The sequence below is a fragment of the Kaistia sp. 32K genome (assembly GCF_016629525.1).
Lineage (GTDB): Bacteria > Pseudomonadota > Alphaproteobacteria > Rhizobiales > Kaistiaceae > Kaistia.
Window position 1 is genome coordinate 1,351,643 of sequence record NZ_AP024269.1, and the last position, 14,442, is coordinate 1,366,084.

The 14,442-nt window shown below is 69.5% G+C and carries 12 protein-coding genes; 5 read left to right on the top strand and 7 right to left on the bottom strand.

Features of this window, described 5'->3' with window-relative positions:
* Positions 1–15: 15 nt before the first annotated feature.
* Positions 16–1,461 carry a VWA domain-containing protein gene (locus K32_RS05960; protein ID WP_201403144.1) on the bottom strand — a complete coding sequence of 482 codons (1,446 nt, stop codon included), beginning with the start codon at positions 1,459–1,461 and terminating at the stop codon, positions 16–18.
* 201 nt (positions 1,462–1,662) lie between these two features.
* Here K32_RS05960 and K32_RS05965 point away from each other — a divergent pair, with 201 nt between their 5' ends.
* On the top strand, positions 1,663–2,787 hold the full coding sequence (locus K32_RS05965; protein WP_201403145.1) for a site-specific DNA-methyltransferase: 1,125 nt from the start codon (positions 1,663–1,665) through the stop codon (positions 2,785–2,787).
* A gap of 57 nt (positions 2,788–2,844) precedes the next feature.
* Here the strand turns inward: K32_RS05965 and K32_RS05970 are convergent, their stop codons facing one another.
* From K32_RS05970 to K32_RS05980, 3 genes are all read right to left on the bottom strand, one after another.
* Positions 2,845–3,753, bottom strand: coding sequence for an NAD(P)/FAD-dependent oxidoreductase (locus K32_RS05970; protein WP_201403146.1), 909 nt, complete (start codon positions 3,751–3,753; stop codon positions 2,845–2,847).
* Positions 3,743–4,204: an Rrf2 family transcriptional regulator gene (locus K32_RS05975; RefSeq protein ID WP_201403147.1), complete on the bottom strand. Its 462-nt coding sequence runs from the start codon at positions 4,202–4,204 to the stop codon at positions 3,743–3,745. Before K32_RS05975 ends, K32_RS05970 begins: the two co-directional genes overlap by 11 nt.
* Positions 4,205–4,276: 72 nt before the next feature.
* Positions 4,277–4,918 carry an HAD family phosphatase gene (locus K32_RS05980; RefSeq protein ID WP_201403148.1) on the bottom strand — a complete coding sequence of 214 codons (642 nt, stop codon included), beginning with the start codon at positions 4,916–4,918 and terminating at the stop codon, positions 4,277–4,279.
* A 158-nt stretch (positions 4,919–5,076) separates the two neighbouring features.
* On the opposite strand from K32_RS05980, the gene K32_RS05985 reads away from it, so the two are divergent.
* A complete protein-coding gene (locus tag K32_RS05985) occupies positions 5,077–7,620 on the top strand; it encodes a hypothetical protein (protein WP_201403149.1) in 2,544 nt (847 codons plus the stop codon).
* Positions 7,621–7,660: 40 nt separating this feature from the next.
* On the opposite strand, the gene mutY is transcribed toward K32_RS05985, so the two are convergent.
* Complete coding sequence (mutY, locus tag K32_RS05990; protein ID WP_201403150.1) at positions 7,661–8,752, bottom strand: A/G-specific adenine glycosylase; 1,092 nt, start codon at positions 8,750–8,752, stop codon at positions 7,661–7,663.
* A gap of 287 nt (positions 8,753–9,039) precedes the next feature.
* Here mutY and K32_RS05995 point away from each other — a divergent pair, with 287 nt between their 5' ends.
* Positions 9,040–9,954 carry an MBL fold metallo-hydrolase gene (locus tag K32_RS05995; RefSeq protein WP_201404371.1) on the top strand — a complete coding sequence of 305 codons (915 nt, stop codon included), beginning with the start codon at positions 9,040–9,042 and terminating at the stop codon, positions 9,952–9,954.
* On the opposite strand, the gene K32_RS06000 is transcribed toward K32_RS05995, so the two are convergent.
* Entirely contained in the window at positions 9,923–11,560 is a 1,638-nt protein-coding gene (locus K32_RS06000; protein ID WP_201403151.1) for an ABC-F family ATP-binding cassette domain-containing protein, read from the bottom strand. The genes K32_RS05995 and K32_RS06000 overlap by 32 nt on opposite strands.
* A 240-nt stretch (positions 11,561–11,800) precedes the next feature.
* On the opposite strand from K32_RS06000, the gene K32_RS06005 reads away from it, so the two are divergent.
* Entirely contained in the window at positions 11,801–12,616 is an 816-nt protein-coding gene (locus K32_RS06005; RefSeq protein ID WP_201403152.1) for a class I SAM-dependent methyltransferase, read from the top strand.
* Between the two features lie 52 nt (positions 12,617–12,668).
* On the opposite strand, the gene K32_RS06010 is transcribed toward K32_RS06005, so the two are convergent.
* The gene (locus K32_RS06010) at positions 12,669–13,592 is read right to left on the bottom strand and encodes a LysR family transcriptional regulator (protein ID WP_201403153.1); all 924 of its coding nucleotides are present in this window, start codon (positions 13,590–13,592) and stop codon (positions 12,669–12,671) included.
* A gap of 112 nt (positions 13,593–13,704) precedes the next feature.
* Here K32_RS06010 and K32_RS06015 point away from each other — a divergent pair, with 112 nt between their 5' ends.
* Positions 13,705–14,439 (top strand): SDR family oxidoreductase, encoded by a 735-nt coding sequence (locus K32_RS06015; protein WP_201403154.1) that lies wholly within the window; start codon positions 13,705–13,707, stop codon positions 14,437–14,439.
* Positions 14,440–14,442: the final 3 nt, after the last annotated feature.

Sequence of the window (14,442 nt, forward strand, 5' to 3'; positions counted from 1 at the left end):
TCCGCCAGGCGGTCATCAGCGCACGGTGAGCGGCGCGCGGGCGAAGATCGCGGTGCCGTCGCCGGCGATATAGCGCAGCTCGTAACGGCCCGGATCCTTCGGCACGACGATGCTGACGGTCGGGCGGTCCGGGCGGATGCGGGCCATGGTCAGGTGATCGCCGGGTTCCATGTCGGTGCGGGCGATGACGATGTCGTCGTAGCGCGCGGCGGGACCGGACCAGTCGACGGTGATCCGGCTGCCCGCCTGGGCCGTGTCCGGGCCCTTGAGCGAGGCCGAGGGCGCGTCGACGGTGAAGGAAGCGGTGGCGGCGACCGCATTGTCCTCGGCCGACAGGTAGCGCGCCTCGTAGCGGCCGGCCGCCGTCGGGGCGATGAAGGTCAGCGCGCGGCCGTCCTTGTTGACGGGAATGGCGGCGAGCTTCGTGCCGGGCGCGGCGCCGACCGGCGCGATCCGGATCTCGTCCTTCGACGAGGCCGGGCCGGACCAGACCACCTTCAGCGGCGCGCCGGCGCCGACATGCTCGTCGACCGTGACGGTGGTCGGCTTGACGTCCACCTCGATCGACTGGGTGGCGAGAATGACGTTGAGCTTCGGATGGTAGTAGCGGATCTCGTAGGTGCCCGCCTCGGTCGGCGCGCGCAGCCGGCGCATCTTGCCGTCCTTGTCGACGAGGGCGCTGCGGATTTCCGATCCCGCCGGCAGTCCCGGCCAGACGATCTGGATGCGGTCGCCCTTCACCTTCGGGCCGTCATAGGCGACGTCGAACACGCTGGACTGGATCACCTTGGCCGGTGCCTCGATATGGGCCGAGGGCAGGTTTGCCGGCGGCGCCTTGGCGGCGGCGAGCGCCGCGGCGAGGCCGCCGGCGACGTCGGTGCCGTCCTTGGCGTTGATGAACTTGCCGCCGGTCTTGTCGGCGAGGCAGGCGACCTGTTCGATCTCCTTGTCGTCGAGGCCGAGGCCGATCACCTCGACGGTCAGGTCCTTGGCGCGACCGGCGAGCGATTCCGCCAGCACGCAGGGATTGGCGTCGCAGGCTTCCACCTTGTCGACGAAGACGATGACGGTGGCGCGGGCGCTCTTGTAGTCGAGCGCGTTGGCGGCGCGCTCGACGGCGACGGCCAGCGGCGCCTTGCCGCGCGGCTGCAGCTTGGCAGCGGCGGCGGTGACGGCCTCGTTGCCGTTGCGCTGCGGCTTCACGATGACGGAGGCGTCCGTGCAGCTCGTCTTGCTCTTGGAGCCGAAGGCCAGCATGCCGATGCGCGCCTCGGTCGGGAAATCGGCGACAGCCGCTTCGATGCTGTCGGCGACCAGGTCGATCTTGCGGTCGCGGCCAAGCTTGCCGGCCATCGAGGCGGAGGCGTCGAGCACCAGCATCACGTCGTCGGCGAGCACCGACAAGCTGGTGGCGCAGAGGAGAGCCAGCGCAGCCGGCAGGGCAAGGAAACCGCGGATCATGATGGCCTCGAACATGCGACCCGGCGCCGGGTCCTTCTTTGCCGAAACCATAACCCAAGAGATTCGGCAAAACGATGTCGAATGTACCGAAAGACGTGCAATCCGGCGTGGTTACAATTGATTAACCATACTTGCTAACGCGTCCTTCACCCTGTTCGCTAACCATAGGCGCATGTTCTTGTTGCGTCGGGGAGTTGGGAAATGAAGGCACTCGCTCGGAAGCCGGCCGAGGTCGCTCACAGGGCGCCCTGGCTTGACACCATCATCAAGGGCGATTGCGTCGCCGCGCTGGAGAAGCTGCCTTCCGCGTCGGTCGACCTCGTCTTCGCGGATCCGCCCTACAACCTGCAGCTCGAAGGCGGCCTGACCCGTCCCGATCACTCTGTCGTCGACGCGGTCGATGATCATTGGGACAAGTTCGACAGCTTCGAGGCCTATGACGCCTTCACCCGCGCCTGGCTGCTCGCGGTCCGCCGCGTGCTGAAGCCCGATGGCGCACTCTGGGTCATCGGCTCCTATCACAACATCTTCCGCGTCGGCGCGACGCTGCAGGATCTCGGCTTCTGGATCCTGAACGACGTCGTCTGGCGCAAGTCGAACCCGATGCCGAATTTCCGCGGCAAGCGCTTCACCAATGCGCATGAGACGATGATCTGGGCCTCGCGCGGCCAGAACTCGAAATACACGTTCAACTACGAGGCCATGAAGGCCTTCAATGACGACGTGCAGATGCGCTCCGACTGGCTGCTGCCGATCTGCACCGGCCACGAGCGGCTGAAGGACGGGGAGGGGCACAAGGTGCACCCGACCCAGAAGCCGGAAGCGCTGCTCGCCCGCGTCATGCTCGCCTCGACGAAGCCCGGCGACGTCGTCCTCGACCCGTTCTTCGGCTCCGGCACGACCGGCGCCGTCGCCAAGCGCCTCGGCCGCCACTTCGTCGGCGTCGAGCGCGAGCAGAGCTATATCGACGCCGCCCAGGCCCGCATCGACGCCGTCGAGACGGCGCCGGCCGCCGCCCTCGAGCTGCTCAAGGGCAAGCGTTCGGAGCCGCGCATTCCGTTCGGCACGCTGCTGGAGCGCGGCCTGATCGTTCCGGGCGCCGTGCTGACGGATTCGCGCGGCCGCCACCAGGCCCGCGTCCGCGCCGACGGATCGCTCGAATCCGGCGCGCTGATGGGCTCGATCCATCGCGTCGGCGCGCTGGTGCAGGGTTTCGACGCCTGCAACGGCTGGACCTTCTGGCACGTCCATCACAACGGACGGCTGACCTCGATCGACGATCTTCGCAAGATCGTCCGCGATGAACTGGCTGCAGCCGGAGGCTGAGCCGACGCCGCGAAGCCCCGGCTTCGCGGTGTCCTGATTGGCTGCTGGCAGGCCGCCTCAGGCCGCCAGCGGCTCGAAGATCAACGCCTGATGAAGCCCGGTGCCGGCCATGACGCCGTCGGCCGAGGCGAAGGTGGCGTTGTGCATGCCGCGCGCGATGTCGCCGGCGGCGTAGACACCCGGAACCGTCGTCATCTTCATGGCGTCGGTGCGCAGGACCGGCCCCAGCATCCCGTCGTCGAAGGCGCAGCCGAGCTGCTCGGCGATCGGGCTCGCCATCCTCGTCCGCGAGGCGGTGAAGAGCGCGTCGAGCGCCACCACGCGACCGTCCTCGAACCGGACGCCGGTGAGCTCCGTCTCCGTCCCCTCCAGCGCCGCGATCTTCGCCGGTTCCATCGACACCTCCCGGCGGGCGAGCTTCTCGAGCGTCTCCTCGTCCGGCATGGCGCCGCCGTTCAGGAAGAACGTGGTCGGCCCCCAGTCCGGGATCATCAGCGCCTGGTGCACGGACTTCTCCATTGCGTTGAGGACGCCGAGGCGCTGTCCCTTGAACTCGTAGCCATGGCAATAGGGGCAATGCAGCACCGACTTGCCCCACTTCTGGGCGAGGCCCGGGATCTCCGGCAGGTCGTCGATCACGCCGAAGGCGAGCACGAGCTTGCTGCCGCGCAGCGTCTCCCCCATGCCGAGATCGACGGAGAAACCGTCCGGCTCGGGATTGGCATACTGGGCCGAGCCGCCGACGAAATGGACGTTCGGATAGGCGAGGAGCTTTTCGCGGGCCTGGGCGATCATGGCGCGCGGCGCTGCGCCGTCCTGTCCGAAGAAGCCGTGCGAGGCGGCGGCGAAGCGGTTGCGCGGGGTATTGCTGTCGACGACGCAGATCGCGCGTCCGGCGCGGGCGAGCTGCATCGCCGCCGAGAGCCCGGCATAGCTGCCGCCGATGATGATGGCGTCATACCGCATGGCTGATGTCCTTCTTGGTTGCATTTCTGGCCTGGAAACGGGCGTGGAAATCGGCGGCGAGCGCTGCCAGCGTGACCGTGCGCAGGCGCTTGAGCAGCAATTGCCCCGCGTCCTGGAAGGCCGATTCCAGCGAGGCGTTGACCGCCTGCTCGACGAGGCAGGCCGGGTTCTCGCTGCGATGGCCGAGCGCGAAGACGGGCGGCGAGCCGATCGCCGCATAGATGTCGTCGAGGGTGACGGCGGCGGGGTCGCAGGTGACGGTCCAGCCGCCGCCATGGCCCTTGGCCGAGCCGACGAAGCCCGCGTCGCGCAGGCCCGCCATGATGCGGCGGATGACGACCGGGTTGGTCGACATCATCGCGGCCAATTGCTCGGAGGTGAGCGGTTCGCCGGCCTCGAGCATGTGGAGGAGGACGTGGAGGACGCCCGAAAGTCTGCTGTCGTGTTTCATGCAACATTAAATGTTACATGAGTGGGCGAACGTCAACCCCTCGTCATTCGCGCCCCGGGCGGAGGCGGGCGGTCAGGTGGCGGCGGAGGAAGAGGCGGCGAGGGGAATGATCACGCCGTGGCGGGCGAGGTCGCGCCGCATCGTCGCGGCGTCGACGAAGAGTTCGGCCTGCCAGCCGGCCTGCCGCGCCCCTTCGACATTCGCGGGGCTGTCGTCGAAGAAGAGCGTCGAGGCCGGCGTCAGCCCGAACGTTTCCGCATGCAGCCGGTAGATCTCCAGATCAGGCTTCAGCATGCCGATGTCGCCGGAGACGGTGACGCCCCGGAACAGCCGCAGATACGGAAAGCGCTCGACCGCCTCAACGAAGGTGTCGCTGGCGAAATTGGTGAGCGCCGTGACGTCCTGCCCGGCCGCGACCAGCGTGTCGAGGATCGCGGGCGTCTCGGCGAGGGAGCCGGGGATCATCTCGTGCCAGTTGGCCCGAAAGGCGCGGATCATCGGCTCATGCTCGGGAAAGCGCTCGATAAGCACGGCTTCGCCATCGGCCCATCCGCGGCCGCGATCCTGCTCCTTGTTCCAGTCGCCGGTGCAGATTTCGGTGAGAAACCGGCGCCGCGCGGTCTCGTCGGGGATCAGGCGGCGATAGGGGATCTCGGGGTCCCAGCGCAGCAGCACGTTGCCGATATCGAAGACGATGTGCCTGATCTCGCTCATGCCGGATCCCCGTGCCCTGCCATCCCGGTTTCGAGTTTCCGCATCTTCATGACGTTGTGATGGCGGTCACTGACAATTTCGTATGTCGGCATAATGATCATGCTGGCCGGAAAATCTGCCCTGCGATAGATTTCGGCCCAAGTAGATCAGATCGCTCCGTGTCCTTGCTCGCGGTTTTTCTGCACGGCCTTGCCGGAGCCTCCTTCCTGCCGAACCAGTTCGGATCCGCCGACCGGAACGGCGGCCCGCGCTCGATCTGGCGTGTCGACGGCACCACCGGCCAGGTCGCGCTCTTCGCCAATATCGGCGATATCAGGGGCAACGCGGCGGCGTCGCTCGGCGGGCTCGCCTTCGACCCTGAGAGCCAGCAGATCTTCGTCGCCGACCGGGCGACCGGCCTGATCCACCGGCTCGGGCTCGATGGCGCGGATCGCGGCAGCTACGACCACGGCGTCGACGGCCGCGCCAAGAACGGCCTGCCCGAGGCGCCGCTAACGCCGGTCAACGTCGACATCGCCACCCAGACCTTCGACACGGAGCAGCCGGCGACCTGGGGTTTCGCCGATCCGGAGCGGCTGGTGTTCGCGCTCGCGGTCCGCAATGGCCGCCTGTTCTATTCGGTCGCCGCCGGGCCGGAGATCTGGTCGGTCGGCATCCAGCCGGACGGCTCTTTCGCCGGCGACGCGCGGTTCGAGACCGCCGTTCCGGCGCTCGACCCCGGCATGGAGGTGGCCTCGATCGCCTTCGACAATCGCGGCCTGCTCTACGCGGCCGAGCGGGCGCCGCCCACCGGCGCCTATGATTTCCGCAATGTGGCGGAGGGCGGCAGCAGCCGCGTCCTGCGCTTCCGTCCGAAGCCGCGGCCGGATTCCGAGCCCGGCCTCTGGACGCCCGTCCCGCAGGAATATGCGATCGGCCTGCTGCCCGATTACCAGAACGCCAATGGCGGCGTGGCGCTCGGCCGGGGCTATGATGCAAATGGCCGGATGCAGCCGAATGCCTGCGCCGTGACGCTCTGGTCGACCGGCGAGCAGCTTCTCGGCGACGTGCCGTCCGCCGGGACGGTCGATGGCCTGCAGGGCAACGACACCCAGCTCGTCCTCCCCGCCAATGCGCCGCCGAATTCGAGCTGGTTCGTCGATTATGACGACCGGCCGGGCGACAGCGCGGTCGCCGGCCATATGGGGGCGATCGCCACGCTTCCCTGCGTCGCGCCCCGCCGCGCCGCCGCGCCGCCACCACCCCCGCCGCCGCGCTTTTCCGAACCGCTGCCGCCGCCGCCGCCAATCCTCGGCTGTCCGGTCGGCACCTTCCTCGTCGGCGACGCCTGCCTGCTGCCGCCGCGCTGCCCGCCCGGCACCCGATTCCGCGATGGCTATTGCATCGCCCTCGGCTGCCCGCCGGACATGATCCGCATCAACGGCGCGTGCCTGCCGCCGCCGATCGTCTGCGACCGCTACGAGACCTTCGTTGACGGCCGCTGCATTCCCTGGCGCTGCCCGCCCGATCTGGTGCGGCTGCCGAACGGCTATTGCGGCTGTCCGCGCGACGCGATCTATGTCCGCGGCCAGTGCATCCCGCCGCGCTGCCCGCCGGACCTGTTCGTGACCCCGGACGGCCGTTGCGTTCCGCCGCAAGGGTGCCGTCCGCCGATGCTGCGCGACGACCGTGGCCGCTGCGTCCCGCCGCAGGGTTGCCGCCCGCCGCTGGTGCGCGACAACAACGGTCGCTGCGTGCCGCCGCAGGGCGAGTGCCGTCCGCCGCTGGTGCGGGACAACAACGGCCGCTGCGTGCCGCCGCAGGGCGAGTGCCGCCCGCCGCTGGTGCGGGACAACAACGGCCGATGTGTGCCGCCACAGGGCGAGTGCCGCCCGCCGCTGGTCCGCGATAACAACGGCCGCTGTATCCCGCCGCAGGGCGGTCGGCCCTGTCCGCGTGGTCAGGTGAGGGACGATAACGGCCGTTGCCGCCCTGTCCCGGTCCAGGAATGCCCGGACGGCCAGATCCGGCGCGGCGGTCGTTGCCTGCCGGTCGTCGTTCCGCCGGTCGTCACTCCTCCCGTCAATCCGGGGCCCGGCACGCCGGAGTGCCGCCGGGGCCAGCGCCTCGTCGATGGCGTCTGCGTCGACGCCCGCCGGCCGCAGCGCAATTGCCCGGATGGCACGATCCTGCGCGGCGGCCGCTGCGTGCCGGCCGAGGCGACGCAGCCCGGGCGGCCGAACCGCCCGGCGCCAGTCGAGTGCGGCCCGGACCAGCGCCTGCGCGGCGGTCGCTGCGTCGACCTCAGCCCGCAGCGCCAGCCGCCGCCGAAGCCGGGCGCGGAGCCCAAGGCGCCCGAATGCCCGGATGGCACCCGGCTGCGTCGGGGCCGCTGCGTGCCGGCCGAGGCGGCGCAGCCCGCACAGCCGAACCGTCCGGCGCCCGTCGAGTGCGGGCCGGGCCAGCGCCTGCGCCGTGGACAATGCGTCGATGCCCAGCAGCCATCGCCGCCGCGCCAGCCGGCGCCGGAGCGCCAGCCGCAGCCGCAGCGCCAGACACAGCCGGAGCGAAAAGCGCCGGAATGTCCGGAGGGCACGGTGCTCAGGCGTGGCCAGTGCGTGAAGGTGCAGCCGCAGAACGACGGCGACGCGACGCCGCGCCTGCCGCCCCGGATCCGCGATCAGCTGGAGCGGTTGCAGCAGCAACAGCCACCGCAGCAGTAGCGCGCGGCGAGACGAGCGATGGCGGCGGGATTTCCCGCCGTCATTTCCGTTTGCGCGTCGCTCCGGGGGCAGCCGCCTCGATCGCCTTCTTCATCACGCTCGGCAACGCCTCGTGCGGCAACTCGGTGGCGCTCGCCCACCAGGCATCGGCCGGCGCCGGATGCGCCTCCGGCAGGCGGACATGCCAGATGTCGAGCGTCAGGCGGAAATGGGTGAAGACATGCACGACGGGCGCGGTGACGCGCTGCCAGTCGGCCGGGAAGGGGGCGGCGCCCGGACCCGGCGCTGGTGCGGGGCCGGGGATCCAGTCGGAGCCCGGCACCTCGGTCATGCCGCCGAGCAGGCCGCGCTCGGCGCGCTTGCGAAGCAGAATCGCGCCGTCCGAGCGGATGGCGACGAAGGCGGCGCCGGCGCGCTCGGGCCGGTCTGTTTTCGCGGCCTTGCGGGGATAGAGCTCCTCGGTGCCGCGCGCATGAGCCGTGCAGGATTTTTCCCACGGGCAGAGCGAGCAGGCCGGCCGCTTTGGCGTGCAGAGCGTCGCGCCGAGATCCATCATCGCCTGCGCATAGTCGCCGGCGCGCTTCGCGGGCGTCAGCCGCGCCTGCAACTCGGCGATCTCCTTCTTGGCGGCGGGAAGCGGCGTCTCGACCGCGAAGATCCGCGACAGCACCCGCTCGACATTGCCGTCGACCACCGCCGCCGGCTCGTCATGCGCGATCGCGGCAATCGCCGCCGAGGTATAGGCGCCGATCCCGGGCAGTTCGCGCAGGCCCGCGGCCGTGTCTGGAAAACGGCCACCATGCTCGCGCACGACCGTGTCGGCGCAGGCCTTCAGATTGCGGGCGCGCGAATAATAGCCGAGCCCGGCCCAGGCCTTCATGACGTCCTCGTTCGAGGCCGCGGCGAGGTCGGCGACCGAAGGCCAGCGCGCCAGGAAGTCCTCGAAATACGGCTTCACCGTCGTCACATTGGTCTGCTGCAGCATGATCTCGGAGAGCCAGACCCGGTAGGGATCGGGCTTCACGCCGGCGCGGCGCTCGGCCGGCGGCGTCCGCCAGGGGAGCCGGCGGGCGTGACGGTCGTACCAGGCGAGAAGGTCGGCGGCGCGGGGCGGCGGGGGGCTCGGAATCATGGCGGCGATCATGCTGGAAATAGCCCGAACGCGCCAGCAGTCGGGAAAAACCTGAGCGGCCAATGAGCCCGCCGGATTTTTCGGCCGAAGCCATTCCATGCTAGCTTGCCGCCGGCCAATCGGCGCGTCGGGTGCCGATGGCGTCTTCCAGCGCGGCATCAATTCAGGGGGCGTGCCGCATCCTTATCGTGGTCAGGCAAGGCCCGCGCGGGCGCCTGTCCCGGGAGCAGGAGCAGGGCATGAGCGATGCGACCGGCTATGACGTCAGTTCCGGGTTCCTGGCGGTGATGCCGCCGACTTCCGATGCGACGGGCCAGGAGACGGCCGTTTCCCCCCGCGTCGACGCGTTCTTCGAGCGGGAGACGGGCAGCGTCCAGTATGTGCTGACCGACCCCGCCACAGGGCATTGCGCGCTGATCGATCCCGTCCTCGACTATGACGAGAAATCGGCGACCACCTCGACGAAATCGGCGGATGCGCTGCTCGCCTTCGTCGAGCGGGAGAAGCTCCGCGTCGAATGGATCCTCGACACCCATCCGCATGCCGATCATCTGTCGGCGGCGAGCTATCTGAAGGAGCGCACCGGCGCTGCCATGGCGATCGGCGCGCAGGTGACGGATGTGCAGCGGCTCTGGAAGACGCTCTACAACCTGCCGTCCTTCCCGGATGACGGCTCGCAATGGGATCGCCTGTTCGCCGATGGCGACCGGTTTCGCCTCGGCGAGATGGAGGTCGAGGTGCTGTTCTCGCCCGGCCACACGCTCGCCTCCGTCACCTATGTCGCGGGCGACGCGGCCTTCGTTCACGACACACTGCTGATGCCGGATTTCGGCACGGCGCGCTGCGATTTCCCCGGTGGCGACGCGCATGCGATGTGGCGGACGATCCAGCGCATCCTGTCGCTGCCGGACAATACGCGCCTCTTCACTGGCCATGACTACATGCCGAACGGCCGCGCGCCGGCCTGGGAAAGCACGGTGGCGCGGCAGAAAGCCGAGAATGTCCATCTCGCCAAGGCGGCGAGCGAGGCCGAGTTCGTAGCGCTTCGCCGGGCGCGCGACGCGACGCTGCCGATGCCGAAGCTGATCCTGCATGCGCTGCAGGTGAACCTCGCCGGCGGCCGGCTGCCGCCGCCCGAAAGCGACGGCCGGCGCTATCTGAAGATCCCGCTCAACGCACTGGGCCCGGCTTCGCAGGGCTGACCGTATCGCGCGACAGGACGATGCGCCGCGTCACGCCGATCGCGGCGAGGAAATCCTCGTCGTGGCTGGTCACCAGCAGCGCGCCGTCGAAATCCCGGAGCGCCGCCTCGATCGCTGCGATCGAATCGAGGTCGAGATGGTTGGTCGGCTCGTCGAGGATGAGGAGGCCGGGCGGCGTCGCGCCGCCGAGCGCGCAGGCGAGGCCGGCCCTGAGCGTCTCGCCGCCGGAAAGCGCATGCACCGGCTTCAGCGCCGCCTGGTTGCGGAAAAGGAAGCGCGCGAGCATGGCGTGGGCGTGGTTGAGGCTGGCGTCAGGGTTCAGCCGGCGGAAGTTCTCGACGATCGATAGCGCGGGATCGAGAATGCCGACGCTCTGGTCGAGCCTCGCCGAGGCGACCGGGCGGAGCACGCGGCCCTCGGTCGGCTCGATGTCGCCGCTCGCGAGCCGGAGCAGCGTCGACTTGCCGGCGCCGTTCGGGCCGGTCAGCGCGATCCGTTCCGGCCCGGTCAGGGTGAGGCTGAAATCGGCGATGACGGGCGGTTCACCCGGATAGGCGAAGCCCGCCCGCTCGACGGCGAGCACGACGCGGCTCGCCGGCAGGCCGGTCGAAGGCAGCGCGATCCCCAGCGTCTCCACCCGCTCCACCTCGGCCTCGGCGCTGGCGAGCGTCTCGGAGACGGCCAGGCGCTGGCGCTCGGCGCGCTGGCCGATCGCGCCCTTCGTGCGCTCGCTGCGATCGCGCTTGGCGTCGACCAGGATCCGCGCCTGGTCGCCCTTGGCGCGGCTTCGTGCGCCCGCGCCGTCGCGTTTCTGCTGGCGCTCGACCGCCGCCTGGATGCGGCGCTCCGTGGCCTTGGCCTCGCTTTTGGCGAGATCGAGATCGCGCGCCGCCGTTGCCCGCTCGGCTGCCTTCCGTTCGGCATAGAGGTCGTAATTGCCGCCATAGACGCGCGCGCCGAGCGACGAGAGCTCGACGATGCGGTCCATGTCGCGCAGCAGCTCGCGGTCGTGGCTGACGACGATCGCGCCCTTCTTCCAGCTTGCGAGCAGGCGGGCGACGGCGGCGCGGCCGTCGGCGTCGAGATTGTTGGTCGGCTCGTCGAGCAGCAGTATGTCGGGATCGGCAAGGAGCAGGGCTGCGAGCCCGAGCCGCGTGCGCTGGCCACCGCTGAGGCTCGCCATTTCGCGCGCCGGATCGAGGCCGGGAAGGTCGACGGCGGCGAGCGCGTCGGCAAGCCGGGATTCCAGCGTCCAGTCGGCCTCCGCCGCGTCTTCGGCCGAGCCGAAGCCGCGCTCCATGCGGTCGAGCCGGGCGAGATCGTCGGCGATGCCGAGCGCGCCGGCGACCGTCTGGCCCGCGGTCGCGCGCAAATCCTGCCGCAGCATGGCGATGCGACCGACGCGGTCGACCGAGCCCTGCGCCGGCGGCATCTCGCCGGCGAGGATCTTCAGGAGCGTCGACTTGCCGATGCCGTTGCGGCCGACAAGGCCGGTGCGCTCGGGGCCGAAGGCGAGATCGATGCGGTCGAGGAGGGGGCGTCCGTCTGGCGTCGTGAAGGAGACGTCATTCAGGGCCACGAGCGGCGTGGCGGAACGAAGAGACATGGCAATACCGGAAGATGGAGCTTGCGCTGGGCCTTGGGCCTTGCGCCGGAACAGGCGGGCACGGCGTTACGCCGTCGCGGTGGCCTGATGCTTCATCGTCTGGGTACTCCCTTCATTCGGATGGCCGCAACATAATGGCTCGCCGCCGGATGGCAAGTCCAAAAGACAAGTCCGAAAAGACCCTTCCTTGCCGCAGCAGTCGGTTCGCCTATTTCCCTTGGCATCAACCGAGGGTGGATTATGGGCAGCGATATCGCGCGCTTCGTCGGCAATATCCCCGAGGATTACGACCGGGGCCTCGGGCCGGTGATCTTCGTCGATGCGGCCGAGGATCTCGCCCGGCGCGTCGAGAGCCGCAATCCGGCGCTGGTGCTGGAGATCGCGGCGGGAACCGGCATCCTGACCCGGCGGCTGCGCGACGTGCTGCCGGTCAGCGTCCGCCTGACGGCGACCGATCTCAACGCGCCCATGCTCGAACTGGCGCAGTCGAAGTTCCGTCCCGGCGAGCCCGTCGAGTTCCAGACCGCCGACGCCATGGTGCTTCCGTTCCGGGATGCTTCGTTCGACGTGGTCGTCTGCCAGTTCGGCATGATGTTCTTTCCCGACAAGGATCGTTGCAACCGCGAGGTTTTTCGCGTGATCGATCCCGGCGGGTACTATTTCTTCAACACCTGGGGATCGCATGCCGACAATCCCTATGGCCGGATCGTGCACGAGACCATCGGCAGCTTCTTCCCGAAGGATCCGCCGCAGTTCTACCACGTGCCGTTTTCCGCTCATGAGGTCGAGCCGATCCGCACCTCGCTCTCGGCGGCCGGCTTCACCGACATCGAGGTCACGGAAGTCCGCCGCCAGGGCGTCATTCCCGATGCGCATGCCTTTGCGCATGGGCTGGTCTACGGCAACCCGGCGATCGCCGAGATCCGGGGGCGCGGCGGCGTCGATCCGGAGCGGCTGGTGGACGCGGTTGCCAAGGCACTCCGGGCCGAATTCGGCGCCGATCCCGGCCACATGCCCCTGAAATGGTTCGTCTTCCAGGCGCAGAAGGCGATCTAGAGCGTTTTCGAGCGAAGTGGATGCCGGTTCGCGTGAAGAAAACGCGACCAGACTAAGCGGTATCGTCCCAGGGCGGCGTCGGCAGGAAACGATCGAACAGGGCATCGAGGACGACGCGAAGCCGGAGCGGCATCGGCCGCTGCAGCGGCCAGACCGCGTGGATCGGCAGCGCGTCGCTGGTCATCTCCGGCAGCACCGTTTCCAGCACACCCGCGCGCAGCATCGGCGCGACGAGCCAGCGCGGCAGGCAGGCGATGCCGTGACCGGCGATCACCGCGTCGGCGATCGCATCGGCGCGGTCGAGCGCGAGGGGGCCGCCGACGGCCGCGACATGGCTCCTGCCCGCGGAATCGACCAGCCGCCAGGGCGTCGGCCGCGCCTGCCGGCGCTCGACGAGGCAATCATGGCCGGCGAGCTCCGCGAGCGTTCCGGGACGGCCGGCGCGGTCGAGATAGGCGGGGGATGCGCAGAGCTGCGTCGTCTGCGTGCCGAGCCGGCGGGCGGCAAGCCCCGCCACATCGTCGAGCGCGCCGATCCGTACCGCGAGATCGATCCCCTCCGTCGTCAGGTCGGCGCGCCGATTGGCGAAGGCGACGTCGAGGCGCAGGCGCGGATGGGCGCGGGCGATCTCGAGCAGGACGGGCAGCACCCATTGCCGGCCGAAGAGAACCGGAATCTCGATCCGCAGCGTCCCCGCCGCCGCGCTGGTGCGCTCGGCGAGGCTCGCCTCGGCGCTCTCCAGTTCGGCGAGCGCCTTGAGGCAGCTCTCGCGAAACCGGCTGCCCTCGTCGGTGAGGCTCAAGCTCCGGGTGGTGCGGTTGAACAGGCGCACGCCGAGCCGTGCCTCCAGACGGGCGATCGTCTTGCCGACCGCCGAGCGGCCGAGCCCAAGCCGCTCTCCGGCGCGGGTAAAACTGCCGGCGTCGGCGACTTCGACAAAGGTGGCGATGCCTTCGAGGCGGGCGAGGTCGATCATAGTCGCATGATTGGGGAATTGGGGTCCCGAGTAAAGCGTCCGGTTCCCTGCATACGGTCCTTCATCGCGCGGATAGTCTAGTTGCCCGCATTCAGCAGCAAGGACGTTTCGCATGACTATCGAGGGCAGGGCGACATTCGAGGGCAGGACCGTCGCGATCATCGGCGGCGGCTCCGGCATCGGCTTTCGTGTCGCCGAGCTCGCCGCCGCGGCCGGGGCCGAGGTGGTGCTCGGCGGCCGTTCGGCGGAGAGGCTTCAGAAAGCCGTCGAGACGATCGGGCCGAAGGCGCGCGGCGCCAGCGCGGACCTGGAGGATCGCGCGTCGATCCGCGCCTTCTTCGAGCCGCTGGCGACGCTCGACCATCTCTTCGTCCCGGCCGCCACCTATACGGTGGGATCGCTGGCGGATCTTTCCGACGAGGATGCCGAAAGCCCGTTCCGGACGAAATTCTGGGGCCAGTACCACGCCATCAAGGCCGCCGCGCCGAAGCTCGCATCCGATGGCTCGATCGTGCTGATGGCGGGCGCCGCCGGCGCTCGGCCGCTCAAGGGCGCTGCCGCCTATGCCGCCTGCAACAGCGCGATCGAGGGGCTCGGCCGCGCGCTGGCGCTGGAGCTCGCCCCGGTCCGGGTCAACACCGTGTCGCCCGGCACGATCGACGGTCATCTCTGGCGGAGCCGTCCCGAGGCGATCCGCGAGACGGCCTTCGCGCATTACAGCCGGATCGCGGCGGCCGGCCGTCCAGGCACCGAGGACGAGATCGCCGATGCCGTGCTTTTCCTGATGCGAAACAGCTTCATGACCGGCACGACGCTCTACGCCGACGGCGGCTACACGCTGCGCTGACCG